The sequence below is a fragment of the Streptomyces sp. NPDC001902 genome (assembly GCF_042891295.1).
In the GTDB taxonomy this organism is placed as follows: domain Bacteria; phylum Actinomycetota; class Actinomycetes; order Streptomycetales; family Streptomycetaceae; genus Actinacidiphila.
Map to the genome: position 1 here is coordinate 39,903 of NZ_JBIATA010000002.1, position 25,215 is coordinate 65,117.

Genomic DNA, 25,215 nt, shown 5'->3' on the forward strand with positions numbered 1-25,215 from the left:
GGCTCACACTCCTACAAGGCGGGCGTCGGGGGCACCGGTGGCGGCCGGGAAGTCCAGCCGGTCGTGCAGTCGCTGCGCGAGGTGCAGGGCGTCCTCGCCGCTGTCGGCGATGTGGGTGGTGACCTTGCTGCCGCGCACCTCCGCGACCGGCACCCCCACGTGCCGGCCCGGGGTGACGCCCTGCCGCAGCTGGACGGCCTCCAGGTCGACGTAGCCGCCGATGACGGCCACCCGGGACTCCTGGGTGAGCCGTACGGTGTCGATGCCGGCGACGTGGAAGGCGTTGTGCGCGGCGTCGGCGCGGGCGTCGTCGGGGAAGTCCAGCACCACCGAGCGCCGGTTGAGGACGACGGCGGCCAGCTGGTTGCCGACCGCGCTGATCCGGGTGCCCGAGGAGTACGGGGCCCGGTTGTAGCGCAGCACGATCTCGATGCGGTGCCGCAGCGCGAGCTGGACGGCGCGGCGGTGCAGCACCTTCGCCCCGTACAGCGACATCAGGGCGGCCATGTTGTACGAGACCTGCGGCAGCATCCGGGCCCCGGTGACCAGGTGCGGGTCGGAGGTGTAGATGCCGTCGACGTCGGAGTGGATCTCGCAGACGTGGCTCTCCACGGCGCGGGCGACCGCCAGCGCCGACAGGTCGGAGCTGTTCTTGCCCAGCCAGGTGGGCCGCCCCTGGGCGTCCACGGCCTGGCCGCCGGGGACGACCACGACCTCGTGCCGGTCGAGCGCCCTCCTGAGGGGGCCGGGGTCGGTGCTCACCACCCGGGCCCACAGGAAGGAGGAGTTGGTGACCAGGCCGACCTGGTGCCCGGCGAGCACGGTGGCGCTGCGACCCGCCTTGTGCAGGGCGCTGGCCAGCAGATGGGCGCTGACCAGGTCCCCGGTGGCGAGCATGCCCGCGGCGGTGGCGTCCTCGGGGCGCAGGTTGACCTCGTGCAGCCGGCCGCGCAGCCCCTCGGTCTCGCCCTGCATCGCGCTGACCACGACCGCCAGCGGCCGCCCCTCGCGGCGGATGCGCTCGTCGAGCCCGGCGGCGAGGTCGTGGTAGGCGGCGTGCGTGCGGAAGGTGGAACCGCCGAACTTCAGCACCGCCGGGGCCTTCATCGTGCGCCTCCGCCCAGGAAGCCGCGGGTCAGCGCGTACTCGGCGATCTGGACGGCGTTCAGGGCCGCGCCCACCCGCAGGTTGTCCGAGACCAGCCACATCCAAAAGCCCCGCGGGTTGTGCGGGGCGACCCGGATCCGCCCGACGTGGACGTGGTCGGGGTGCCCGGCGGTGAGCGGGGTGGGGAAGCCGCCCGGGTGCTCCCGGTCGTGGACGGTGACCTCGGGCAGCGCGGCCAGCAGCGCGACGAGTTCCTCGCGGTCCACCGGCGCCCCCGCCTCGACCCACACCGCCTCGGAGTGGGAGTTGACCACCGGCACCCGTACGCAGGTGGCGGTCAGGTCCAGGTGCGGGAGCCCGAGGATCTTGCGGGACTCCTGGAGCATCTTCTGCTCCTCCAGGGTGAAGCCGCCCTCCAGCAGCCGGTCGATGGAGGGGACGACGTTGAAGGCGAGGGCGGGCCGGAAGCGCTCGGAGGGCAGGTCCGCGTCCGGGTCGCGCAGCGCGACCTCGCTGCCCTCCAGCAGTTCCTCGATGCCCTGGTGGCCCTGGCCGGAGGCGGCCTGGTACGTGCTGACCACCACCTGCCGGACCCCCCAGCGCCGCTGCACCGGCAGCAGCGTGCGGACCAGCGGGATGGTGGAGCAGTTGGGGTTGGCGACGATCCCGCCGGCCGGCCGCCGGTGCAGCTCGTCGGCGTTGACCTGCGGCACCACGAGCGGGGTGTCGGGGTCCATGCGGAAGGCGTTGGTGTTGTCGATCACCAGCGTGCCCTGGGCGACGGCGGTCTTGGCCCACTTGTCGCTGACCGTCGTGCCGGCCGAGAAGAACGCGATGTCGGCCCGGGCGAAGTCGAAGTCCTCCAGGGCGGAGACCTCGCACGCGCGCCCGTCGACCGCCACGTGGCGGCCCGCGCTGCGCGCCGAGGCGACGAGGTGGATCTCGCGGTAGCGCAGTCCGCGCTCCTCGATCAGCTCGATGAGGGTGCTGCCCACGGCCCCCGTCGCGCCGACGATGGCGATGCGCGGGGCGGCGGGATCGGTAACGAGGGTCATCGGGGATCTCCGATCTGGACGAGCCCGGCTGCGGGTGCCGTGGCTTCCGGTTCGGTGCCGTCGGCCGTGGCGGGGCGGCGGCCCCGCCACGGCAGCAGCGGCCAGCCGAGGTTGACGCCGAGTCCGGCGGCGGCGATCAGCGGCACTCCGAGGGCCTGCAGCGGCCCGACGCGGTGGCCGTATACGGCGAGGTCCACCAGGATCGCCACGGCCGGGTAGACGAACGACAGCACCGCGATGCGGTCGGTGGACAGCTTCCGGTACGAGGAGTAGAGCAGGACGTACATCAGGCAGGTGTGGATCACGCCGAGTCCCACCAGCCAGCCCCAGCGCGCCCCGAGGCCCGCGGTCTCGCCGAGCCGGGCGAAGGGCAGCAGCAGCGGGATGCCCACCAGCACCTGGATCAGCGCGGTCAGTTGCGGGCGGACGGTGGTGAGGCGCTTGGCGATCACCGTGGCGAAGGCGTACAGCAGGGCCGCGAGCAGCGCCTCGGCGACGCCGAGCGGGTACCCGTGCCCGCCGGGACCGGCGCCGGGCAGTCCGGCGACGAGCAGCACCCCGGCGAAGGCCAGCAGGATCCAGCCGGCGCGGTGCCGGTCGAGCCGTTCGCGGAACAGCGCGACGCCCAGCAGCACCACGTAGAAGGGCTGGGTGTGGTAGACGACGGTGGCCACCGAGATCGAGGTGCGGTGGTACGCGTCGAAGAGCAGCACCCAGTTGAGGACGATGAACACCCCGCCGAGCGCGGCGAGCGCGAAGCTGCGGCGGGTCAGCCCGGTGTTCCTCAGGTGGCCCCGCAGCAGGCAGTAGGCGGCCAGCGCCACCGCCCCGAAGACGCAGCGGAAGAGCACCACGGTGGAGGAGGAGACCCCGGACTCCAGGACGAAGACGCCCAGCGTGCCGGAGAGCCCCATGGCCGCGGTGAGTTCGAGGGCGCCTGCGCGCCCGTGTGCTGCGGGTGTGGTGTCACTGGTCATGCGCCCTCGGCTCCTTCCGCGGCGGACGGGGGGTCAGTGCAGGGGGACGGCGTAGTGCAGCCCTCCCCGGGTCCACAGTTCGTTGGGGCCGCGCGGCACGTCGAGGCCGGAGGCGGCGCCCAGGTTGCGTTCGTACACGTCGGCGTAGCTGCCGACGGCGGCCAGCACGCGGGCGGCCCACCGCTCGTCGAGCCCGACCGCGGGGCCGTGCGGGCCGGCCTGCGCGGCGGCCTGCGCCACGCCCTCGTGCTCGGCGGCGGGCAGCAGCTGCAGCACCCAGCGGACCAGCCGGAACCAGTGCGGGTCGGTGTCGCGGACGGCGGCGGCCATCGGCTCCCGGGAGATCGAGACCGGCAGGAGGCGGTGTGCTGCGGGGTCGGGCAGCCCGGCGCGGGCGCCGGCCAGGGCGATGCGGTCCAGGACGTACGCGGCGCAGTCGCCGGAGGCGTACGCGGCCAGCGCCTCGGCCGGGTCGTGGAAGCCGACGGGGACGGTGGTCAGGCCCCGCGGGCCGTACCACGCGGCCAGGTTGACCGGGGTGGTGCAGCCGGTGTGGACGGCGAGCCGCCGCCCCGCGAGGCGGGCCGGGCCGTCGATGCCGTCGGCGGCCCGCACCAGGAAGCCCTCGCCGTCGTAGGCGGTGATCCCGGCGAAGAGCACCGGGTGGGCGGCCTCCCGGCCCAGCGTCCAGGTCAGGTTGCACACCGTCAGGTCGGCCTCGTCCGCCGCGAGCACGTGAAGCCGGTCGGCGGCGCGCACCGGGCGCCAGTCGACGGCCTCCGGGTCGTGGAGGACGGCCGCCGCCACGGCGCGGGCGATGTCGGTGTCCAGCCCCGTCCAGCGGCCGTCGCCGGTGCGCAGGGACAGCCCGCGGATGCCCTGGGAGACGGCGGCGCGCAGGGCGCCCCGGGCGCGGACGGCGTCCAGGGTGCCGGTCCTCGCGCGCGCGGGGGCGGTCACGAGGCGTACCCGGGGAGCGGGCGGGCGGCGCCGGTGAGGTCCTCGCGGTCGTAGCGGCGTTCGTTGAAGGAGAGCATCTCGCCCAGGCCGCGTGCGGTGACCGGGGCGACGGGCGCCGCCGGGCCGTCCTTCCGGCCGACGGTCACCGGCATCGCGCCGGCCTCGGTCCAGCGCAGCACGCCGTAGGGGTCGACGGCGGCGCGGGCGCGGTCGGCGTTGTCCGGGTGCAGGCAGTACGGCACGTCGAGGACGCCGCGGGCGAAGGCCGCCACGAGGGCGTCGCCGACGGTGTCCCCGAGGCCGAGGGCGGCGTCGACGAGCGTCCTGGCCTCCTCGTACAGGCCGGTGGCGGTGGGCCCCGGCCCCGCGCAGGCGTCGGCGGCGGCCGATTCCGCGACGGCGTGCGCGAACTCCAGGGCTTCGACGTTCTCCTCGACGGTGGGGATGCGGTGGGACTCGGCGGGGGTCTTGACCACCAGCCGCTCCGCGCCGCCGCGCACCGCGAGCCGGACGCTGTGCTCCAGCAGCCGGTAGGAGCCGATCGGGGTGCGCGGGAAGACGCCCATGAAGGTGTAGAGCACGAGGTGCCGGTCGGTGTCCGCCAGCCGTTCCGCGGCCAGCCGGCGCAGCGCGGCCAGGGCCTCCAGGTCCTGGCCGGGGTGGACCTGCTGGGCGTAGCTGAGCGAGATGCCGGTCAGCCCGTGCTCGCGGAAGAACATCCCCTCCAGCACGCTGAGCGCCACCAGCAGCGACGGCGGGCACAGCTGGCCGAGCATGCAGCCGCCGAAGGTCTCCAGGTGCGGGGGCACGGGCAGCCCGGCCAGGAGTTCGCAGGCCTCCCGCCACTCGCGGACCGCCGCGGCGAGCGGGGTGCGGCTGTAGGGCAGGCAGTACGAGACGGGGCCGCCCTCGGTGGCGTCGATCCCGGCCTCGGCCATGACCCGGAACAGGCGCAGCGGCAGGGCGGTGCCGTGCCGTACCTGCACGGGGAAGTCCCGCGCGGCCGTCCCGGCCAGCAACTCCCTCACGGCCACGGGCCCGTGGGCGAGCAGCGGGAAGCCGTTGAGGTCGCCGGCGCGGTCGCGCAGGGCGCGGCGGGCGGCGGCGTAGTCGTGGCAGCGGGTGTAGCTGTCGAGGGTGATGGTGCCGACCGAGGTGGCGCGGGCCTCCCGCACGGCGCGCAACCCGGCCCGCATCCGGTCGAGTTCGCCGAAACCCATGCGGGGCTGGACGACCAGTCGCCCGGCCGCGCGGGCCCGGCGGACGAACGCGGAGAAGCGGTCGGGGCTGTACGGCATCAGGCCACCTCCGCCAGGGCGGGCGGGGTGCGCAGCGCCCGCAGGTAGGCGCCGAAGCGGGCCAGCGCGCCGCCGCCGGTGTCGTCGCCGTCGGCGAAGACGGCGTCGTAGCCGGCGGCGGCCAGACGGGCGGCGAGACGGGCGTCGTCGCGTCCGTGGACGCCGAGCTTGCCGCCGATCACGACGGGGAGGGCCGCGAGTGCGGGATCGGCGCGCAGGGCGCGGATCAGACGCAGGCCGTCGAGGTGACCGTGCCCGTTGACGGTGCCGATGACCAGCAGATCCGGGCGGAGCGCGCGGCAGGCGCCGGCGATCTCCGCGTCGGGGGTGAGGCTGCCGAGGTTGGACACCTCGTGGCCGTGCTCCTCCAGCAGCAACTGCAGGAACACCAGGTTCCACATGTGCGCGTCGGAGGAGACACCGGAAACAATGATCCGCCTCCGGGAGGCGGCAGCCATGCCAGTCATTGATTCCCTCGGTAGGAATGTGGAGTGGGCCGGGGAAATCATCCGCGGCGCGCCGCCGGAGGGTCCAGCGGGGCCGGGTGGAAATACCCGAACGTCGCGATCAGGAATTTCTATCCCGCACTGTCCGGATCGTCCCCGTTCCCGAACAGGTCCAGCCTGGCTGCGGCCATGCCCAGTTGGAAGCGGGTCTCCGCACCGAGCTTCTCGCACATCCCCGACAGGTAGCGGCGGAGCGTACGGGTGGAGATACCCAGCCGCCGGGAAATGAATTCATCCGACCTGCCGAGTTCCAGCTGGCGCAAAATGGCCACCTCGACGTCCTCGAAGACGTCGCCGTCGAAATCGCCGTCGACCGGTTTCGCGTGCTCCCAGATGTGGTCGAATATCACTTCGAGAAAGGAGACCACGGTCGGGTCGCGGAAGAGCGCGGCGCCGCCGCCCTTTCCCGTGGACACCAGGGCCACGACCCCGTCCAGCAGGATCATCCGGCCGGGTATGACCGCCGCGGTGCGCAACTGGGCACCGAGGTCGCCCAGTCGGGTCATGTGCCGCAGCGCCTCCCGCTGCCGGCGCGCGGTGTGCGGGACCACCGTCCGGTACCGCACGCCCCGGTCGAGCAGGTCGCGGTCCAGGTCGAGGGCGGCCCGCAGGGTCTGCGGGCCGCCGAGGGTGGGGTGGGCGGTGAGCACGCGGTCGCGGACCTGCGACGACAGGTCGGCGAGCCGGTGCCGTACCGCGTCGCCGTCGGTGAGCAGTTCGGTGGTGGTGCCGGCGAGCCGCTGCCGCTGGTGGGCGTCGTACAGGGCGCCGAGCGGGCCGAGGTCACGCCGGGTGGTGTCGATCTGGCGCAGCAGCTGGTGCGCCTGGAGGCTGAGGGAGGCGGTGAGTTCGGCCGCGGCCAGGCCGGGCGAGACGACCTCGTAGCGGCAGGGGCCGTCCGGGTGCAGCAGCCGGTGCGCCATCAGCCGCTTGACCGACTCGTCGAAGTCGTCCGGAACCAGTCCGAGTTCCGACGCGCACCGGTCGGCGTCCGGCGACACCTGCAGCAGGTGCCGGTAGACGCCGATGTCCTGGGATGTGAGCTCCTGGTCCGACACGGCGGCTCCCCTCGGCTGGTCGTGCTGCTCACAGGGCGAAGTGGCGCTCCAGGAAGTCGGTGGCCACGTCGCCCCGGCGGAACTCGGGGTGGCCGAGGATCTCCTGGTGCAGCGGGATCGTGGTGTGCACGCCGGGCCCGGAGACCTCGAACTCCGCCAGCGCGCGCAGGGTGCGCTCGATGCAGCTGCCGCGGTCCGGGCCCCAGACGATCAGCTTCCCGATCATGGAGTCGTAGTACGGGCTGACGCGTGAGCCCGGGTCGTAGTCGGTGTCCACCCGGACCCACGGGCCGCCGGGGACGCGGTAGCGCTCCAGCAGTCCGGGCGTGGGGGCGAAGGCCCGGGCCGGGTCCTCGGCGTTGATGCGGCACTCGATGGCGTGCCCGCGGATCTCCACGTCCTCCTGCTTGACCGACAGCGGGCTGCCGGAGGCGACCCGCAACTGCTCGCCGACCAGGTCGACACCGGTGACCAGCTCGGTGACCGGGTGCTCGACCTGGATCCGGGCGTTCATCTCCATGAACCAGAAGACGTCCTCGCCGCGGGCGCCGTCCCCGCCGCCCTCCCCGTCGCCGGCCTCCAGCAGGAACTCCACCGTGCCCGCGCCCCGGTAGCCCACCGCGCGGGCACCGGCCAGGGCCGCCGCGCCCAGCCGCTCCCGCAACTGCGGGGAGACGCCGGCCGAGGGGGACTCCTCGACGAGCTTCTGGTGACGGCGCTGCACCGAGCAGTCGCGCTCGCCCAGGTGCACGGCGCCGTCGAAGTCGTCGCAGACGACCTGGATCTCGATGTGCCGGGTCTTCTCCAGGTAGCGCTCCATGTAGACCGCGCTGTTCTTGAAGACGGCCTGCGCGCTGGCCCGGGTGGCGGTGTAGGCGTCCCTCAGGTCCTGCGGGCGCCGTACCACCGTGATGCCGCGGCCGCCCCCGCCCGCCGCGGCCTTGATGATGACCGGGTAGCCGATCGCGGCGGCGACGGCCTCGGCGGCCTCCACCGAGTCGACCGGCTCGATGGTGCCCGGCAGCAGCGGCAGTCCGGCCTCGGTCATCAGCCGGCGGGCGGTGGCCTTGTCGCCGACGTTCTCCATGACGTCCGGGGGCGGGCCGACGAAGGTGATGCCGTCGTCGGCGCAGATCTCCGCGAAGTACGGGTCCTCGGAGAGGAACCCGTAACCGGGGTGGATGGCCTCGGCACCGGTCTTGACGGCGGCGCCGATGATGTTGGGGATGTTGAGGTAGCTGCGGGCGGGCGCGCCCGGGCCGATGTGCACGGCCTCGTCCGCGGCCTTGACGAACCGGGCGTCGGCGTCCGGGGTGGAGTACACCGCCACCGTGCGCACGCCCAGGTCGCGGCAGGAGCGGATGATGCGCAGCGCGATCTCCCCGCGGTTGGCGACGAGCACCTTGTCGAACACGGCTGTGCCCTCTCAGTCGACGGGGACGAGGTCGATCAGCGGCTGGGCGTACTCGACGACCTCGCCGTCCTGGACGTGGATCGCGTGCACCCGGCCGCGGGTCTCGGCGGTGATCGAGTTGAGCAGCTTCATCGCCTCGATGATCGCCAGTTGCCGGCCGGGCTCGACGACGTCGCCGACCTGCACGAAGGGCTCCGCGCCGGGCGAGGACGCCCGGTAGTACGTGCCGACCAGCGGTGCGGTGACGCTGACCAGCCCGGCGGGCGGGGCGTCCCCGTCGGGCACGGCGGGGACGGCCGGGGCGGCGGGCGCCGCCGGCTGCGCGGGGGCGGCGGTGCCCGGTGCGGCGACGGCGGGGGCGGGCGTGGGGGCGGCCGCGACCGGGGCGGACTCCCACTCCACGTCCACGCTGATCCCGCCGGCCCGCAGGGTGATCCGCCGCAGAGTGCCGGGCAGTTCGCCGGCCAGCAGCCGGGTCTGCGCCCGCAGCTCCTCCACGGTCATCGCGCCGTCTGCGCTCCCGCCGGCCGCCTCGGTGGTCTCCTCAGTGCTCGTGCTCATCACGCTTCTCCCAGTCCACTACCGGCTGACGGTCGGGGTGCCCGAAGCGGTCGAACCTGTCCCGGCGCACCTCGACGAGCCGGTCCCCCGGCAGGTCGAGCAGCGGGGCCAGGGCCCGTACCAGGGCGGTCTTGACATTGAGCGCGGTGGGGTACGGCGCGGTGTGCGCGCCGTCCGGCGGCTCGGGCACGATGGCGTCCACCACGCCGAGGCGCAGCAGGTCCGAGGCCGTGAGCCGGAGCGCGTCCGCGGCCCGGCCGGCCTGCTCGGCGGTGCCGAACAGGATGGTCGAGCAGCCCTCCGGGCTGATCACCGAGTAGTACGCGTTCTGCAGCATCAGCACCGTGTTGGCGACGCCCAGGGCCAGAGCCCCGCCGCTGCCGCCCTCGCCGGTGACGACGGAGACCACGGGCACGCGGACCCGGGAGAGTTCGAGGATGCACTCGGCGATGGCCAGGCTCTGGCCCCGCTCCTCCGCGCCGATGCCGGGGAAGGCTCCGGGGGTGTCGACGAAGGCGACGATCGGCAGGCCGAACCGGTCCGCCAGCCGCATCAGCCGCAGCGCCTTGCGGTAGCCCTCGGGGTTGGGCATCCCGAAGTTGCTGCTCACCAGCTCCGCGGTGTCGTGGCCCTTCTGGTGGCCGAGGACGACCACGCTCTGGCCGCCGAGCCGGGCGATGCCGCCGACGAGCGCCCGGTCGTCGGCGAAGGCCCGGTCGCCGTGCAGGGCGACGAAGTCGTCGAAGACGTAGCCGATGTACTCGCGCGCGGTGGGCCGCTGGATCGTGCGCGCCAGCGCCACCGTGTCGCGGGTGCTGCGCACGGCCGGGACGGGCGTGGTGAGCGGCTCGGCGCCCGCCGGGTCCGGCAGTTCGGGCACCGAGGGACCGAGCAGGGTCAGCAGCCGGGCCAGGTGCTCGCGCTGGTTCTCGCGCGGCACGACCGCGTCGATCATGCCGTGCTCCAGCAGGAACTCCGCGCTCTGGAAGCCCGGCGGCAGCTCCTCGCGGATGGTGTTGCGGATGACCTGCGGTCCGGCGAAGCCGATCAGGCTGCCCGGCTCGGCGAGGATGACGTCGCCGAGCATGGCGAAGGAGGCGCTGGCGCCGCCGAAGGTCGGGTCGGTGTTGAGGTTGATCACCGGCAGCGCCGCCTCGCGCAGGGCGGCGATCCACTGCGAGGTCTTGGCCATCTGCATCAGGGACAGGGCACCCTCCTGCATGCGGGCCCCTCCGGAGGCGGCGACCAGCAGCAGCGGCAGCCGCTCGGCGAGGGCCTGGCGGGCGGCGGCCGCGATGGTCTCGCCGACCACCGAGCCCATGCTGCCGCCCATGAAGCTGAAGTCGAGCACGGCGGCGACCAGCGGGCGGCCCTCGATCGTCAGGCGCCCGGCGAGCACGGCGTCGTTGCGTCCGGTCCTGGCCTGGGCGTCGCGCAGCCGGTCCCGGTACGGCTTGCTGTCGGTGAAGCCGAGCAGGTCGCGCGGCCGGTGGTCGTCGGGGAAGGCGCGGAAGCTGCCCGGGTCGGCGAGCTGCTCGATCCGGGTGTCCGGCGGTATGCGGAAGTGGAACCGGCACTCGGGGCAGACCTTGCGGTTGCGGTCCAGCCGCTTGCCGTAGATGAAGGCGCCGCACGCCCCGCACCTGCGCCATTGGACGTCCTGGCCGGCCCGTACCGGCCCCTGCTGCTGTGTCACGGCGGTGTCCTCCTCCCCTATCCGTGGTCCGGGACCTGCGCGAGCGGCCGTTGCGGCCGGCCGGCGGTGGCCCTGGCGATGCCGAACGGCGGCATGTTGCGGTAGACGGTGTGCGTCCGGGCGGGGTCGACGACGTAGGCCTCGTGGAAGATCCCGACGGCGCCGTCGTTGCCGACCGTGCGGTTGAAGCGGGCCCAGGCGGGACGGTGGGCGGCCTCGGTGTTGCGCGAGTACGCCATCAGCTCGTCCATGCTGTGCCAGTACTGCACCATGATCACGGTGCGGTTGAGCCAGGTGCGCGAGCCCAGGAAGCCGTGGTCCTTCTGCTTGTTGAGCTCGATCAGCATCGGGAACATGGCCAGGAAGGACGGCAGCCAGCGGTGCACCTTCCAGAAGCTGTTGATCCTCATCCCGATGAGGAAGAGGACGGTGCCCTCGGGCGGGTCCGCCACCTGGGGTACGGTCTCGACCTTGCCTGCCACGGGGGCGCTCCTCTCGGATCTGCTCGGCTCGGAACGGTGGGTACAGGCTCAGAACGGGTAGCCGCGGGGCGGGACGCTGCTGGTGAGCGTGTGCCAGCGGGTGAAGGCCTCCAGCGCGGCCCGGCCGCCGAAGCCGGAGGCGTTGCCCGACGCGCCGACGCCCCCGAAGGGCAGCCGGGGGTCGTGGCCCACGGTCTGGTCGCCGACGTGGACGACGCCGCAGCGGATCCTGCGGGCCAGCGCCCGGCCGCGTTCGGCGTCGGAGGTGTAGACGGCGGCGGTCAGTCCGTGGTCGGAGGCGTTGGCCAGGGCCACCGCCTCGCCGTCGTCGGCGAAGGCGGTGATCGTGGCCACCGGGCCGAAGACCTCGGTCCTGAAGATGTCCATCAGCGGGGTGACGTCGGCCAGGACGGTCGGCGGGAAGTACGGTCCGCGGGCCCGGCCGCCGGTGACCAGCCGGGCGCCCTGGGCGATGGCGTTCTCCACGGCGGCGGCGATCGAGGTGAGCTGCCGCTGGTCGATGACCGGCCCGATCTGCGCGTCCTCGCGGTACGGGTCGCCGATCCGCAGTGCCCCGGCGTGCCGGGCGAGCGCGGCGGTGTACTCCGCGGCCACCTCGCGCTGGACGAGGTGCCGGCGGGCGGCCATGCAGATCTGGCCCTGGTGCAGGAAGGACCCCCAGGAACCGGCGGAGGCGGCCTGTTCGAGGTCGGCGTCCGGCAGGACGACGAAGGCGTTCTGGCCGCCGAGTTCGAGGACCACCCGCTTCAGCAGGCGGCCGCAGGTCGCGCCGATCTCCCGCCCGGCCTCGGTGGAGCCGGTGAACGACACCATGGCCACGTCCGGTGCCTGCACCAGGGCCCGGCCGGTGTCGGCGCCGCCGTGCACCACCTCCAGCACTCCCTCCGGCAGCCCGGCGTCGGCGAGGACCCCGGCCAGGACGCGGCCGCCGGACAGCGGGGTGTGCGGATCGGGCTTCAGCAGCACGGTGTTGCCCAGCGCGAGGGCCGGGGCGACCGAGCGCAGGGCCAGCAGCAGCGGGAAGTTCCAGGGGACGATCACCCCGACGACGCCCAGCGGCACCCTCCGCACCTCGGTCTGCCTGCCGGGGTCGGAGCCGGGGCCGTGCGGGACCTCGGGCTCCCGCACCAGTTCGGCGGCGTGCCGTAACTCCCCGGCGCCCGCGTGGACCTCGTAGAAGGCCTTGCCGGGGATCGACCCGCCCTCGCGGACCAGCAGGTCCTGGACCTCCTGGGCGCGTTCCACGAGCAGCCCGGCGGCGCGCTCCAGCACCTCGGCCCGGTCGGTGGCCGGCAGCGCCGCCCAGCCCGGCGCGGCGGCGGCCGCCCGGCGGGCGGCCGAGGCCACGGCACCGGGTCCGGCGAGCGGGACGCCACCCAGCTCCTCGCCGGTGATGATCTCGCGGCTGACCAGCAGCCCGGTCTCGGTCGCTGTGCTCACCTGCGTACCTCGGTCTCGTCGTCGGTGGCGGTGGGGGTGAGGGTGGCGGGGCGCTCGCGGCGGGTCAGCACGGCGAAGGCGGTGACCCGGCCGGCGTCGGCGGTGACGGTCACGTTGACGTCACCGCTGAGCACCGTGTCGGCGAAGCGCGCCAGCTCCCCCTTGAACAGCAGGGTCCAGGGCCCTCCTTCGGGGCCCCGTACGTCGATGTCGCCCCAGCGGCCGCCCACCCGGGGCGGCGCGGCCAGGGCCCGCAGCGCGGCCTGCCGCAGCGACCAGCCGACCGCCGAGGCGCCGCCGGCCGGCAGCCGCAGCGCTTCAGGGCCGTGCCAGGCCACCAGCCTCCGGAAGGAGTCCACGTGGACGTCGCAACTGCCCACCCGCACCACGGTCCTGCCCTCCGCGGACGCCCGCGCCGATACCTCAGGCATGGACCGGCCGCCCTTCGGCCAGCATGTGCTCGACCATCGCGACGAGGTTCCCGACGGTCAGCCGCTCCAGCATCCGGTCGAGGGTGAGTCTCCCCGCCCAGACCTCGGGATCGAGTTGCGGCATGACGACCGCCAGCCTTTCCAGACCGCGCCGGCTGATGATTCCGTTCGCGTCGCAGAATTCCTCGTCCGGGACCTCGCCCTGGAGATAGCGGCCGCACCGTTCGACGGAGAGGACCACCGGGACACAGCATTCGATCCGGAAGAACACGTCGAGCAGGTCGAGCGATTCCAGGCCGAGGTCGGAGGCGAAGGCGAGATCGGGATGGTATTTCTCCGGGTCGATTCCCATCGCCTCCACGACGACGGACCGCACCAATTCCTCGACGTCATAGCGAGGCATGCGCATCACTCCCATCCGGCAGCTCGGCCGGCCGCGGCTTCGGGGCCTTCCCCCACCAGATCCGCCGACCGCCCCGGACCGGACACCTCGCCCCCCGGGCACCGCCCGCAGGGCGCCGGGCCGGACGGCGGCACGGGCTCGCCCTCCTCCGCGGCCGCCAGCGCGCGGCGCAGTCTGCGCAGGCAGCGGGTGCGGATGGGGCCGACCGAGCCCAGCGACATGGACAGCGCAGAGGAGATCTCCTCGTACGAGGCCGGCGGGTCCTCCAGCGCCATCCGCAGCACGCCGCGGCACTGGTCCGACAGGCCGTGGATGGCCCGCAGGACCTCTTCCTTGCGGTGCGCCCGCAGGGTGATCTGCTCGGGGCTCTCGTGGTGGCCGGACAGGACCTCGAGGGTCTGGCTGTCCCCCACCATGACGAGTCGCTTTCCCCGTGTCACCACTTTGAGGGATTCACGCCTCGCCACGGTGGCGAGCCAGTCACCGATCCGGTCCGGGTCGCGAATGCGGTCCACGTTCTGCACCAGCCGGAACCAGGTCAACTGCCGTACGTCCTCGGCGTCCACGTCGTTCATCCGGTGGCTCCGGATGACGGACCAGACGAGCCGGCCGAATCGCTCGACCATCTCGTCCCAGGCCGTTTGTTCCCCTCGCGCACACCCCGCCAGAAGCTCCGCATTCCCCTTCCGGGTCATTGGGATTCCTCCGTCTGGAAATTACCGGACTTTCGACGGGTGCGTATTCCATGCAACCCGGCGCGGGGGTTTGCGGGCAAGCGGTGCCCGCTGTCAGCAAGCGGCCTGGCCGCACCTGGACAGCGGTGCGTCCGGTGCGCGGACCGGGGCACGGTGGCGCACCCCTGGGCGCGCCTCACGGCGGCACCGCACGGGTGCGGTGCCGCGGGTGCACCCGACCCTCCCTAGGCCGCCGAAGGCGCGGGGGCGGGGGTCGTCTCGGGGTCGGGGCCGGGTTCGGCCGTGCGCTCGCGGGCGGAGACGCCGAGGCTGACCAGGGCGCAGGCGGCCGCGAGGGCGGCGGTGAGGTACCAGTTGAGCCCCGGGATCCCGGTGTTGTGGGCCAGGTCGAACAGGGCGCCCGCGACCAGCGTGCCGGCCATGTTGCCGAAGCTGCGGAAGAAGTGCATGGCGCCCATCGCGCGCGCCAGCCGGTCCGCCGGGATCCGCCGGGTGACCCACAGGTCGAACGAGGGCGTGAAGAGGATGTCCCCGAAGACCACCACGAAGCAGCCGACCACCACCCACAGCACGTTCCGCCCCGCGCCGAACAGGACGAACGCCAGCGCCATCGCGCCGAACGCGACCGCCATGACCTGCCCGGGACGGAAGTGCTTGATCATGAACCGGAAGGCCGGGTACTGCAGCGCCATCAGCGTGATGCCGCTGATCCAGAAGGGCGCCGAGACCGGCAGCCCCTTGACGTACTCCTCCATGAACAGCGGCATGCCGACCAGGAAGCTGATCGACATGATCCAGAACAGGCTGGACAGGAAGAAGTAGCGCGTGCCCGCACCCGCCTTCAGGCCCTTCAGGACCGCGAAGTTGACCAGCGGGGTCGCCGCGGCGGCCGCCCGGTCCTGCTCCCCGTCGCGCGGGATGACGAAGACCGCGGCCAGGCAGTAGCCCGCGAAGAGCGCGAAGACCACGCCGAACAGCACGCGCATGTCGGCCCACAGGAAGAGCCCGCCGACGACCGCACCGGCGATGACGCCGGTCTGGCAGGCCATCTGGAAGTACGAGAAGGCCTTCGCGCGGTGCTCCTCCGGCAGCGCGCCCAGGATGTTCTTCAGCCCCGGGAAGGACATGCCCGACCCGAAGCCGACGAAGAAGGCGCACAGGCCGTACGCCACGAGCCCGTCCGCGAAGCCCATCAGGCCGAGGGCGACGGCCTCCAGGGCGATGCCGGCGATGACGCTGCCGCGGGTGCCGAGGCGGGCGCCCAGCCCTTCGTAGAAGAAGGTGGAGGACAGCCGGCCCACGTAGGTCAGGAACATCACGAACCCGGCCCAGAAACCGCTGTACTCGACGCCCAGGGTGGACACGAGGTGCGGGAAGTAGATGTAGTTGCCGACGTGCGCCAGCGCGATGCCGACGCAGACACCGGCGAGCGTCCTTTTCGCCGTTGCGTTCACGAGTCCGACCTCTCGTCGTGGTGCAGGCCGACCTTCCCTCCCGAGGGGGTCGCCCGCAGGGACCTGATCTCCTGCGCGACGGCCTGGCGGTCGACCACCACGCCTGCCGCGACGGTGAGTTCGGGCAGGGTGGACAGCGGTTCTTCCTTGGCGGCCGCCGGGAGCAGGTTGAAGGTCGCGGGGGCGCCTTCGTGAAGAAGATCCGGCGAGGGTGCCGACCCGGACACCTCGTCGAAGAAGAGCCGGTTGTCCAGGGTGGCGGCGCGCAGCAGGCCGTGCCGCAGGGCGGCGCGCTCGCGCGGGTCGTCACCGGCGAGCCGTTCGAGCTCCCCGAGCAGGCTGTAGCCGTGGAAGGCGCCGGTGTTGCCGCAGTCGGTGCCGACCAGCATGCCGCGGCGGGACAGGGCCCGGAGGCTGTTGGCCCGCATGGTGGCGAGCGCGGCGGTGCGGGTGTCCTGGCAGCCGAAGCGGATGCCGAAGGGCTCCTCGACGCCCGCGACGAAGTCGAGGTTGGCCGGGTCCTGGGTCTCGCGGAAGCCGGGCCTGCCGTACTCGCGCCGGAAGTCCTCCCGCTCCATGACCATCGGGTACAGCCCGCCGAGGGTGGAGACGAAGCGCGCCCCCTCCAGGGCGTGCCAGTCCTGCGCCGTCAGCTCCAGGTCGCGGACGGGGTGGGCGAAGAGCCGGAAGCCGTACGCGTACGCCTGCAGGACCTCCTCGCGGGTGTTGCAGTCGAGGATCGCGGGCAGCCCGTGCGCGTGGACCACCCGCGCGACGTGCTCCAGCACGGGCGCGGGCAGCCGCGAGAAGCGCCGGGCCGTGCCGGGCTGCTCGGTGCCGTCGGTGAACATGACCTTGAGGAAGGTCGCACCGCGCGCGCGGTTGGCGGTGATCAGCGGCTCCAGGTCGTCGCCGACCCCGAGCATGAAGACCGGAGCGGGGAACTCCACGCCGTGCCCGGTCAGTCCCTCGCCGTCGCGCATGGAGGTGGCCGCGTAGCCGCAGTGCGCCAGCCGCGGGTACGGCACCGGGGACGTGGCCCGGCCGGCCTCCCAGGCGTCGGCGACCAGCGGGAAGCCGAACATGTCGACGACGTGCGTGACGCCGTGGAAGAGGTACGACAGGGCGGAGATCCGCGCGTCGTCGAGGGAGTCGTCGAAGTTGGCGGGCAGCGCGAGGTGGGCGTGCGCCTCGACGAAGCCCGGCCACAGCTCCGGCTCGCCGCCGGCCCGGACGTCCCGGTCGGCGACCGCCTCGATCCGGGTGAAGACCCCCTCGCCGACCTCCACGTCGTACAGCGTCTGCGGGTCGAGGAGGGGGACGGCGACGCGCCGGAGCGCGCTCACCGGGCGACCTGGACGGACAGGTCGACGGCGATCCGGTCCAGCGCCGCCTCGCAGCGGCCCCCGGCCTCCGCGCGGCCGTTGCCGGTGAAGATCACGTGGCCGAGCCAGTCGAAGTTGCTCTTCGACAGCCGCGCGACACCGGTGCCGGGGGCGCGGTAGCTGAGGGCCTCGACGAAGCCCGGCTGCTCGTTGAGCGCGGTGAAGTCCACCGCGCGCAGGGTGCCCTCGACCGGCGAGCCGAACCAGCGGCCGCTCGCGGTGACCGTGCCGGGGAAGGGCAGGTCCGGCGTCTGACCGAGCGCCTGGCGGATGACCTCCAGGTAGGGGTCCACCCCGCTGGAGATCTTCATCAGCTGCGGCACGATGCCGCCGATGAGCCGGCCGTTGACCTCGCACAGCACCGGGCCGTCGGCGGACAGCAGGTACTCGGCGTGGATGAAGCCGAAGTCGATGCCGAGGGCGCGCAGCGCCTTCTCGTTCATCTCGAACAGCTCGTCCTGCAGCGGGTGGCCGCGGAAGTACGTCGCGCCCATCTCGATGAAGTACGGGAAGCCGCTCAGGCAGCGGTCGGTGATGCCGAGGTTGACGATCTCCCCGCCGGCCAGCACCACGGCCTCGACGGAGACCAGCTCGCCCTCGACGAACTCCTCGACGACGACGTCCGGGATGCGGGTGACGCCGCGCCCGTAGTCGGCGACCTCCGCCAGGTCGGCGAGGTAGGCCGCCAGGTCCTCCTCGCCGGTGAGGTGCAGGACGTGCAGGCTCGCCGTGCCGTCGGAGGGCTTGACCACGCACGGGAAGCCCACCTCGCGGATCGCGGCCTCCACCTCGTCCAGAGCACGGGCGTGCGCGAAGCGCGGCTGGCGCACGTCGGTGCCGGCGAGGGTGAGCCGGGTGCGGTGCTTGTGGCGGGCGTTGAGGGCGCCCTCCACGCTCATCCCGGGCAGGCCGAGGGCGCGGGCGACGGAGGCGGTGTGGACGGTGTGGTACTCGCTGTAGGTCGTCACGCCGTGGACCGGGCTGCTCGCGTGCACCTCCTTCGCCAGCTGCTCCAGCGCGTCGATGGAGAACGCGGACTCGCTGGTGATCACCCGGCAGCGGGGGTGGGCGAAGGCCGGCTCGGCGAGCGGTGACGCGGCGACGTAGAAGCCGGGGTCGGCGCTGACCAGCGTCACCTCATGGCCCAGGGACAGGGCGTTGGCGATGCCGGCGACGCCGTTCGGATTGCATTCGACCATCAGTACGTGCATGAGAACCCCCTCGGTTGGTGCGGGATCGGATTCAGTGCGCGGAGCACGGCGGGCAGGTGGAGGCCGAGCGCGGCCATCACCTCCTGGTGGTCGCCGCCCTCGGACGGCCAGCCGTGGCCGGCGCCGACGGAGGTGACCTCGCAGGCCGGCAGCAGCAGCGCGAGGGCCTCGGCGACGCCGCCCTCGGTGCGGTGCTCCTCGACGACGACGAAGCGGTGGTGGTGGCGGGCGAGTTCGGCCGCGGCGCGGGAGAGGTGGGCGTGGTCCAGGTAGGTGAGGTGGGCGTGCGCGGTGCCGGGGCGCTCCGCGCGGGCGGCCAGCGCGAGCCGGGTGCCCTCCTCGCCGACCGAGACCAGGCACCGCGCGCCGGCGGCGCCGGAGCCGTGGTGCTCCCAGGTGACGGTGCCGCCCTCCGCGACGGGCGCCCGCAGGCTCTCGTACGCGGCGTTGCGGCCGGTGCGGATGTAGTGCGGACGTCCGGAGCGCACCGCGGCGCGGACCACGGAGCGCATCTCGGCCTCCCCGTACGGCGCGGCGATCGTCACGCCGGGGATGCTGCGCAGGACGGCCAGGTCCTCCAGGCAGTGGTGCGTCGTGCCGAACCACGCGCCGGACACGCCCGCGTACGGGGCGACCACGGTGACGCCGGCGCGCAGGTAGCCGAGGGTCAGCTTCAGGCTCTCGGCGGCGCGCAGCGCGGCGAAGGGGGCGAAGGTCGAGACGAACGGCTTCCACCCGGCGGCGGCCAGACCGGCCGCCATGTCGACCATCGCGGCCTCCGCGATGCCGAGGTTGAGGAACCGTTCGGGGTGCGCCCGCTGGAAGGGGTGACCCCTGCCACCGAGGTCGGCCTCCAGGCACAGGACCCGGTCGTCCGCAGCGGCGAGCGCGGCGAGTTCGGCGCGGTAGGCGTCACGCCCGGACAACGTCATCGCAACGGTCCGTTCCACGGAGCGGCGCACACGGCGACCGCGAGGGGACGAGTGGCTGTGCCCCCGCCGAAGGCCCCGAACCGGCCGGAGCGGTGCGCCCGCGGGAAGGGGTGACCCCTGCCACCGAGGTCGGCCTCCAGGCACAGGACCCGGTCGTCCGCGGCGGCGAGCGCGGCGAGTTCGGCGCGGTAGGCGTCGCGCCCGGACAACGTCATCGCAACGGTCCCTTCCACGGAGCGGCGCACACGGCGACCGCGAGGGGACGAGTGGCTGTGCCCCCGCCGAAGGCCCCGAACCGGCCCGAGCGGTGCGCCCGCGGGAAGGGGAGACCCCTGTCGCCGAGCTCGGCCTCCAGGCACAGGACCCGGTCGTCCGCAACGGCGAGCGCGGCGAGTTCGGCGCGGTAGGCGTCACGCCCGGACAACGTCATCGGATCAGTCGCTTCCACTGGGCGGCGCGCGCGGCGTCGATCGTCACGTAGTGCGAGGCGGCCTTCCCCTCGACGGGCGGCACGCCCTTGCCCTTCACGGTGTGCGCGACGACCGCGAGCGGGCGGGTGGCGGCCGACCGGTCGGCGGCGAACAGGGCCGACAGCGCGCCCAGGTCGTGGCCGTCGACCTCGGCGGTGTCGAAGCCGAAGGCCGCGAAGCGCTCCGCGAGGTGCGGCAGGGGGGAGATGTCGGCCACCATGCCGTCGTTCTGGCCGCCGTTGCGGTCCACGACCAGGACGAACCCGCCGAGCCGCTGGGCGGCCGCGACCTGGCAGGTCTCCCAGACCAGGCCCTCCTGGAGTTCGCCGTCCCCCGCGACGGCGATCGCCTTGCCGGTGCCGCCCTGCAGCCGTTGCGCGAGCGCCCAGCCCGCGGCGTACGCCACGCCGTGGCCGAGGCTCCCGGTCGGGAACACCACGCCCGGCACCTTGGGTCCCGGGTGCCCGGTGTAGGGCCGGCCGGCCAGACCGTAGTGCGGGGCGGGGTTGTCCGGGATCACGCCGGTGACGTGGAGCGCGGCGTACAGGCCGGCGGCGGCGTGGCCCTTGCTCAGGACGACCTGGGTGCCGTCGTCCGCCGCGGCGGCGTGGTCGAGGGCGGCGACGAGGACGTCGAGGACGGACAGGCTCCCGCCCAGGTGGCAGCCGCGGGGGCTCGCCGCCATGTCGACGACGAGTTCGCGGGCGCGGCGGGCCCGTTCGGCGAGCGGCGGGTACGCGGTCTCCCGTACGGCGGTCGCGGGCGTCATGCCGCGCCGCCGGAGGTGAACCAGTGGCGGACGGCGTCGGCGAGGACACCGCGGGCGCGGCGGTACTCGTCGGCCGGGAGGCGTTCGGCGTCCGTGTGGTCGAGGGAGGCGTCGCCGGGCCCGTAGGCGACCATGGGGACGCCGTGCCAGGTCGTGGCGAGGGTGTTCATGTCGGAGGTGCCCTTCTTGACGACGTGCCGGGGCCGGATGCCGGCGCGCGCGAACGCGCGGCCGAAGGACCTGGCCAAGGTGGTGGCGCGGCCGCCCGCGACGCCGGGGGTGGCGCGGAGCACCTCGACGGCCAGGCCGTCGCCGGGGGCGTCGAGCACCAGGGCGGCCTTGCGGACGGTGGCGAGGTCGGCGTCCGGGGGGATGCGGAAGTTGAGCGTGCCGACGGCCCGCTGCGCCTCCCGGGAGTCGTGGGTGCGGACGTCGATGAGGGCGCTGAGCGCGTCGGGCGCGTGGGCGGCGACGGCGGCGCGGATGCCGGCGACGGCGCGCAGCAGCAGGTCGGGCGCGGTGACGGCGCCCATGCCCGCGGAGTGGCCGCTGGCGGCGGTCGCCGTGAGGCGGAGCTTGAACAGGCCGAAGTAGCCGAGGGTGAGGGTGCCGGAGCCGCTGGGCTCGCCGATGACGACGGCGTCGGCCGGGTAGTGGTCGCGGGCGTGGAAGGCACCCTTGGCTGAGGAGACCTCCTCCTCGACGGCGCCGACGACCCGCAGCTGGCCGTCGTCCGGGACGTCGGCCGCCGCCAGCACCTCCAGGAACGCCGCGAGGCTCCCCTTGGCGTCGACGGTGCCCCGGCCGGAGAGTTCGCCGTCCCGCCAGGCGGCCGGCCAGTGGTGCGGCACGGTGTCGAGGTGCCCGAGGAGCAGCAGGCGGCGCGCGCCGTCCCCGCGGGTGGCGACGAGGTTGCCCGCGGCGTCGACGTGCGCGTCGATGCCGTGCCCGGCGCACCACTCGCGCAGGTAGGCGGCGAGTTCGTGCTCGTCCCCGGAGACGGAGGGGATGCCGGCGGCGCGGCCGAGCAGGGTCAGGTCCTCCGCGGGGGGCGCCTCGCGCCAGAACCGGGTCCAGCCGGTGGGCTCGGCCAGGGTGTGGGGGCCGGTGATGGCGACGTCCCCGGTCCCGTCGAGGGCGAGTTCGGCGGCGCGGACCTTCTGCCGCATGCGGCCGCCCGCGTACCGCGCGGCCTCGCCGGGGTGGGCGTGGCGGAGCGTCGACGCCGGGTCGGCGGGGTCGGTGAGCAGTCCGGCGGTGCCGGTGACGAGGCGGAGGTGGTCGGCGTCCAGGGCGCGCGCGAGGGCGGCGGCCAGGACGTCGGCGTCCACGTTGAGCGGGGCTCCCCCGTCGCGGTCGCGCACCGGCGGCGACACGCACACCACGTCGTACGCGTCCAGCAGGGCCCGCAGCGCCGCCGTGTCGACGTCCTGCGGGACCCCGGCCCGGTGGTCGCGGACGACGCGGCTGCGGCCCTCGGGCGTGACGGTCTTCAGCGGCCGGTTGGCGCGCCCGCCGACGAGCCCGCCGCGGGCGGCGACGGCGGTGAGGACGGTACGGCCCAGGTCGCGCAGGCCCGCCTCGACCGCGGGCAGGGTGACCCGCTCGTAGGCGTCGACGATGTGCGTCATCTCCTCGGGCGGGCAGTAGCGCACGGTGTCGCCGCTCGCGAGGCGCAGTTCGGGCATGGCGCGCCCGAGGGCGGTGTAGTGCCGCTCGATGCCGACGGCGCCGCCCGCCACGAGCAGGACGCGGGCGCCGCGGGCGACGAGGTCGGACAGCTCGTGGAGGATCGCGCCGCGGGCGAGGGTGGTGCTGCCCACCTTGACGACGTACAGGGGCCGGTACGGGGACGTCACGGTGCCACCGCCGTCCGGGGCAGGCCCGCGGTCTCGTCGAGGCCGCAGAGCAGGTTCATCGCCTGGACGGCCTGCCCGGCCGCGCCCTTGACCAGGTTGTCCAGGGCGGCGACGGCGACGGCCTGGTCGTCCTTGACGACGACGGCGACCTCGGCGACGTTGGAGCCGACGACCGCCTTGAGCATCGGGAAGTCCTGCGGCGCCCTGGGCGCGGGGCGCACCTTGACGAAGGGGCGGCCCTTGTAGGCGCGTGCGTAGGCGCGCTTGACGTCCAGGCCGGTCACGCCCTCGCGCAGCCGGGCGTACCCGGTGACGAGGATGCCGCGGGGCACGTCGAGGCTGTGGCTGGTGAAGCGCAGCTCGGGCACGGTGCCGGTGAGGTCGGCGATGGCCTGCCGGATCTCGGGGGCGTGCCGGTGCCCGAAGGGCTTGTGGACACGGAAGTTGCCGGCCCGCTCGGCGGGGTGCTCGCCGCTGTCCCGGCCGCCGCCGGTGGAGCCGGTCTTGGCGTCGACGACGACCTCGGGCAGCGCGAGCCCGTCCGCGAAGAGCGGGTGCAGGGCGTAGACCGAGGCGACGGCCATGCAGCCGGGCAGGTTGACGAAGCGGCCCTGCGGGACGGCCGGGGACAGCTCCGGGACGTAGTACGCGAAGTCCTCGGCGGCCGGCTGCTCGGCGGTGCGCGGGTAGTGGGCGCGGACCTCGCCCGGGTCGCGCAGCCGGAAGTCGCCCGCGACGTTGAGGACCCGCTTGGCGTGCCCGGACAGCAGCGGCAGCAGCCCGGGCAGTGTGCCGGTGGGCAGGCAGGAGATGGCGACGTCGACGTCGTTGCCTTCGTCGGCCAGCTCCCGCAGCGGGCGCAGCGTCAGCCCCGCGGCACGCGGGTGGTTGCGCAGCCACGGGTGGACGGCGCCGAGCGCGGCACCGGCGGCGCGTTCGGCGGACAGGAAGGCGAGCTCCACGCCGGGGTGGTCCAGCAGCAGCCGGACGAGCTCTCCCCCGCTGTAGCCGCTGGCCCCGGCGACGGCGACCCGGACCGTGCCGGGCGTGGTGTCAGCCAAGGCGGGCCGCCTTCTCGTAGGGACGGCGGAAGTCGCCCTCCTGGACGAGCTTGCGGATCGCGTCGGGCCGACGGGCGACCTTGGCGAAGGCGTCGGCGTAGCGCAGGATGCGCTCGTACTCGACCGGGGAGCGCAGCTCGCGGCAGAGCACGAGCGTGGTGTCGAGCATGTGCCGGATCACCGGGAAGTCCTGTGGGGTGTGGTCGCGCACGGCGCCCGGGTTGAGCGTGAAGGGGTGACCGCCGCCGAACCCGGCCCGGTGCACGAAGGGCAGGTGGCAGGCGATGGGCGTGTTCTGCCACTCGCGGGCCGGTACGCCCTCGGCGACCAGCAGCTCGTGGACGGCCTCCTTGACCGCGTACGCGGGCAGGTCCGCCAGGCCGATCGCCTCGGGGTGCAGGGCGACCCGGTACATGTTGTAGGCGTGGACGTGGCCCTCGGGCACGTACGGCGGGGTGAACAGGCCGGTGTCCTTCAGGGCCTCGCCGAGCAGGGCGGCGTTCCGGGCACGGACCGCGTCGTAGTACGGCAGCCGCTGCAGCTGGCTCGCGCCGAAGGCGGCGGCGATCCAGGCCATGCCGTAGTCGATGCCGTGCCGGTCGAGGTAGGCCGTGGCCCGGTCGTACGACTCCTGCTCGGCGAAGAAGGCGATGCCGCCCTCGCCGCCGAGCGGGAAGTTCTTGTCGGCCATCAGGCTCTGCCCGGCGGCGTCGCCGAAGGAGCCGGCCACGCGGTCGCCGACGCGGGCGGAGTGGGCGTGCGAGGCGTCCTCGACCAGGGCGAGGCCGCGGCGGTCGGCGAGGGCACGCAGCGCGGTCACGTCGGCGGGCAGGCCGTGGACGTGGACGGGCATCAGGGCGCGGGTGCGCTCGGTGACCGCCGCCTCGGCCGCGGCCGGGTCCATGCAGTAGGTGCGCGGGTCGACGTCGACGAAGACCGGGACCGCGTGCGCGGCCACGACGGCCTGCGCGGTGGCGATGAAGGTGAACGCCGGGACGATCACCTCGTCGCCGGGCCGGACGCCCGCGCCGACCAGCGCCATGTGCAGGCTGGAGGTGCCGCTGGCGGTGGGCAGCGCGAACGCCGCGCCCACGTAGGCCCGGTAGGCCTCGGCGAAGTCGGCGACGACCTTGTCGGGGTCCTGCCGCTGGGCCAGCAGGAGGTTGAAGACGTCCTCCTTGGTGATGACCGGGAACAGGGTGCGGCGCAGGTCCCTGGGGATGACCGGCGCGCCGCCGAGTGCGGCCAGTTCGGCGGTCACGTCGTCGGGGTGCGGCAGCGGCAGGGGTGCCGCGGGGAAGTCGGTGATCATGAGTCAGCTCCCGAGAGGTCGCCCGGCGGGGCGGCCTGGGTGAGGGCCATCCGGACGCAGGCGGCGACCAGCGGGCTCAGCCGGTAGTTGAACTGCACGCCGGGCACCAGTCGCGGGTCGGCCTCCTCCTGCGTCCACATGGTGCGCAGGTCGTACGCGCCGAAGATCTTGAGCCGTTCGGCGCGGGCCCACACGGTGGGGTCGTCGGTCAGGACCGCGGCGGCCGGGCCGAAACCGAGGCCGGTGAGGTCGGCGACGAGCACCGGCGCGGTGCCCGCGGCGGCGAGCCGGGCCAGGTCGTGGGCGTTGCCGGCGTCGAGCTCGACCAGGTCGTACGGGACCGGGCCCGCGGCGTCGCCCGTGGCGCCGGCGACGGCGGTGATGCCGAGCCAGTCCAGGAACGCGCGTTCCCGGTCGCGGGCGCCCGGCCGGGCGGCGACGCGGTCGCCGTGGCCGATGCCCTGCCCGGCGAGCGCCCCGTGCAGGGCGCCGCTGCGGCTGTTGAACAGCGCGGCCCTGGCGCGGCCGGTGCGCCGGGTGAGCAGCCGCTCCAGGCCGGGCAGTTCGCGGTCGCTCTTCTCGATGCTCATGACCACGCCCGAGGTGAGGACCCGGGTGAGCACCGTGGCGGTGTCGAACGCTTCCATGGGTGGGGTTC

The 25,215-nt window shown here is 74.1% G+C and carries 26 protein-coding genes; all 26 read right to left on the reverse strand.

Annotated elements, in window-relative coordinates; all coding sequences use genetic code 11:
* Positions 1–3: 3 nt before the first annotated feature.
* The 26 genes from ACFYYN_RS03450 to ACFYYN_RS03575 all read right to left on the reverse strand — a co-directional run bounded on the left by ACFYYN_RS03450 (position 4) and on the right by ACFYYN_RS03575 (position 25,204).
* Entirely contained in the window at positions 4–1,107 is a 1,104-nt protein-coding gene (locus ACFYYN_RS03450; protein ID WP_500544514.1) for an amino acid kinase family protein, read from the reverse strand.
* Positions 1,104–2,162, reverse strand: coding sequence for an aspartate-semialdehyde dehydrogenase (locus ACFYYN_RS03455; protein ID WP_500544515.1), 1,059 nt, complete (start codon positions 2,160–2,162; stop codon positions 1,104–1,106). Before ACFYYN_RS03455 ends, ACFYYN_RS03450 begins: the two co-directional genes overlap by 4 nt.
* The gene (locus ACFYYN_RS03460; protein WP_500325431.1) at positions 2,159–3,139 is read right to left on the reverse strand and encodes a DMT family transporter; all 981 of its coding nucleotides are present in this window, start codon (positions 3,137–3,139) and stop codon (positions 2,159–2,161) included. Before ACFYYN_RS03460 ends, ACFYYN_RS03455 begins: the two co-directional genes overlap by 4 nt.
* A gap of 33 nt (positions 3,140–3,172) precedes the next feature.
* Positions 3,173–4,099, reverse strand: a complete 927-nt coding sequence (locus ACFYYN_RS03465) for an amino acid ABC transporter substrate-binding protein (RefSeq protein WP_500544516.1) — start codon at positions 4,097–4,099, stop codon at positions 3,173–3,175.
* Positions 4,096–5,397 carry a methylaspartate mutase gene (locus ACFYYN_RS03470; protein WP_500544517.1) on the reverse strand — a complete coding sequence of 434 codons (1,302 nt, stop codon included), beginning with the start codon at positions 5,395–5,397 and terminating at the stop codon, positions 4,096–4,098. The genes ACFYYN_RS03465 and ACFYYN_RS03470 overlap by 4 nt, the downstream gene beginning before the upstream one ends.
* The gene (locus ACFYYN_RS03475) at positions 5,397–5,855 is read right to left on the reverse strand and encodes a cobalamin B12-binding domain-containing protein (protein WP_500325436.1); all 459 of its coding nucleotides are present in this window, start codon (positions 5,853–5,855) and stop codon (positions 5,397–5,399) included. The genes ACFYYN_RS03470 and ACFYYN_RS03475 overlap by 1 nt, the downstream gene beginning before the upstream one ends.
* 119 nt (positions 5,856–5,974) lie before the next feature.
* On the reverse strand, positions 5,975–6,961 hold the full coding sequence (locus ACFYYN_RS03480) for a helix-turn-helix transcriptional regulator (protein ID WP_500544518.1): 987 nt from the start codon (positions 6,959–6,961) through the stop codon (positions 5,975–5,977).
* A 28-nt stretch (positions 6,962–6,989) separates the two neighbouring features.
* The gene (locus ACFYYN_RS03485; protein ID WP_500544519.1) at positions 6,990–8,375 is read right to left on the reverse strand and encodes an acetyl-CoA carboxylase biotin carboxylase subunit; all 1,386 of its coding nucleotides are present in this window, start codon (positions 8,373–8,375) and stop codon (positions 6,990–6,992) included.
* Between the two features lie 12 nt (positions 8,376–8,387).
* On the reverse strand, positions 8,388–8,936 hold the full coding sequence (locus tag ACFYYN_RS03490; RefSeq protein WP_500544520.1) for an acetyl-CoA carboxylase biotin carboxyl carrier protein: 549 nt from the start codon (positions 8,934–8,936) through the stop codon (positions 8,388–8,390).
* On the reverse strand, positions 8,920–10,632 hold the full coding sequence (locus ACFYYN_RS03495) for an acetyl-CoA carboxylase carboxyltransferase subunit alpha (protein ID WP_500544521.1): 1,713 nt from the start codon (positions 10,630–10,632) through the stop codon (positions 8,920–8,922). Before ACFYYN_RS03495 ends, ACFYYN_RS03490 begins: the two co-directional genes overlap by 17 nt.
* Positions 10,633–10,649: 17 nt before the next feature.
* The gene (locus ACFYYN_RS03500; protein WP_500544522.1) at positions 10,650–11,114 is read right to left on the reverse strand and encodes a DUF4188 domain-containing protein; all 465 of its coding nucleotides are present in this window, start codon (positions 11,112–11,114) and stop codon (positions 10,650–10,652) included.
* Positions 11,115–11,162: 48 nt separating this feature from the next.
* A complete protein-coding gene (locus tag ACFYYN_RS03505) occupies positions 11,163–12,575 on the reverse strand; it encodes an aldehyde dehydrogenase family protein (RefSeq protein WP_500544523.1) in 1,413 nt (470 codons plus the stop codon).
* A complete protein-coding gene (locus ACFYYN_RS03510; protein ID WP_500544524.1) occupies positions 12,572–13,006 on the reverse strand; it encodes a hypothetical protein in 435 nt (144 codons plus the stop codon). The genes ACFYYN_RS03505 and ACFYYN_RS03510 overlap by 4 nt, the downstream gene beginning before the upstream one ends.
* Entirely contained in the window at positions 12,999–13,409 is a 411-nt protein-coding gene (locus ACFYYN_RS03515; RefSeq protein WP_500544525.1) for an acyl carrier protein, read from the reverse strand. Before ACFYYN_RS03515 ends, ACFYYN_RS03510 begins: the two co-directional genes overlap by 8 nt.
* A gap of 5 nt (positions 13,410–13,414) precedes the next feature.
* Positions 13,415–14,104: an RNA polymerase sigma factor gene (locus ACFYYN_RS03520; RefSeq protein ID WP_500325454.1), complete on the reverse strand. Its 690-nt coding sequence runs from the start codon at positions 14,102–14,104 to the stop codon at positions 13,415–13,417.
* 224 nt (positions 14,105–14,328) lie between these two features.
* Complete coding sequence (locus ACFYYN_RS03525; protein ID WP_500544526.1) at positions 14,329–15,558, reverse strand: MFS transporter; 1,230 nt, start codon at positions 15,556–15,558, stop codon at positions 14,329–14,331.
* Positions 15,555–16,904 carry an amidohydrolase family protein gene (locus ACFYYN_RS03530; RefSeq protein WP_500544527.1) on the reverse strand — a complete coding sequence of 450 codons (1,350 nt, stop codon included), beginning with the start codon at positions 16,902–16,904 and terminating at the stop codon, positions 15,555–15,557. The genes ACFYYN_RS03525 and ACFYYN_RS03530 overlap by 4 nt, the downstream gene beginning before the upstream one ends.
* Positions 16,901–18,154, reverse strand: a complete 1,254-nt coding sequence (locus ACFYYN_RS03535) for an ATP-grasp domain-containing protein (RefSeq protein ID WP_500544528.1) — start codon at positions 18,152–18,154, stop codon at positions 16,901–16,903. Before ACFYYN_RS03535 ends, ACFYYN_RS03530 begins: the two co-directional genes overlap by 4 nt.
* A complete protein-coding gene (locus tag ACFYYN_RS03540; RefSeq protein WP_500544529.1) occupies positions 18,142–19,086 on the reverse strand; it encodes a transketolase family protein in 945 nt (314 codons plus the stop codon). The genes ACFYYN_RS03535 and ACFYYN_RS03540 overlap by 13 nt, the downstream gene beginning before the upstream one ends.
* The gene (locus ACFYYN_RS03545; protein WP_500544530.1) at positions 19,083–19,301 is read right to left on the reverse strand and encodes a hypothetical protein; all 219 of its coding nucleotides are present in this window, start codon (positions 19,299–19,301) and stop codon (positions 19,083–19,085) included. Before ACFYYN_RS03545 ends, ACFYYN_RS03540 begins: the two co-directional genes overlap by 4 nt.
* A complete protein-coding gene (locus ACFYYN_RS03550) occupies positions 19,298–19,516 on the reverse strand; it encodes a hypothetical protein (RefSeq protein ID WP_500544531.1) in 219 nt (72 codons plus the stop codon). Before ACFYYN_RS03550 ends, ACFYYN_RS03545 begins: the two co-directional genes overlap by 4 nt.
* Entirely contained in the window at positions 19,513–20,325 is an 813-nt protein-coding gene (locus ACFYYN_RS03555) for a thiamine pyrophosphate-binding protein (RefSeq protein ID WP_500544532.1), read from the reverse strand. The genes ACFYYN_RS03550 and ACFYYN_RS03555 overlap by 4 nt, the downstream gene beginning before the upstream one ends.
* Positions 20,322–22,184: a M20/M25/M40 family metallo-hydrolase gene (locus ACFYYN_RS03560; protein ID WP_500544533.1), complete on the reverse strand. Its 1,863-nt coding sequence runs from the start codon at positions 22,182–22,184 to the stop codon at positions 20,322–20,324. Before ACFYYN_RS03560 ends, ACFYYN_RS03555 begins: the two co-directional genes overlap by 4 nt.
* Complete coding sequence (gene argC, locus ACFYYN_RS03565; protein WP_500544534.1) at positions 22,181–23,245, reverse strand: N-acetyl-gamma-glutamyl-phosphate reductase; 1,065 nt, start codon at positions 23,243–23,245, stop codon at positions 22,181–22,183. The genes ACFYYN_RS03560 and argC overlap by 4 nt, the downstream gene beginning before the upstream one ends.
* A complete protein-coding gene (locus ACFYYN_RS03570; RefSeq protein ID WP_500544535.1) occupies positions 23,238–24,557 on the reverse strand; it encodes a DegT/DnrJ/EryC1/StrS family aminotransferase in 1,320 nt (439 codons plus the stop codon). The genes argC and ACFYYN_RS03570 overlap by 8 nt, the downstream gene beginning before the upstream one ends.
* Positions 24,554–25,204 carry an aspartate aminotransferase family protein gene (locus tag ACFYYN_RS03575; protein ID WP_500544536.1) on the reverse strand — a complete coding sequence of 217 codons (651 nt, stop codon included), beginning with the start codon at positions 25,202–25,204 and terminating at the stop codon, positions 24,554–24,556. Before ACFYYN_RS03575 ends, ACFYYN_RS03570 begins: the two co-directional genes overlap by 4 nt.
* Positions 25,205–25,215: the final 11 nt, after the last annotated feature.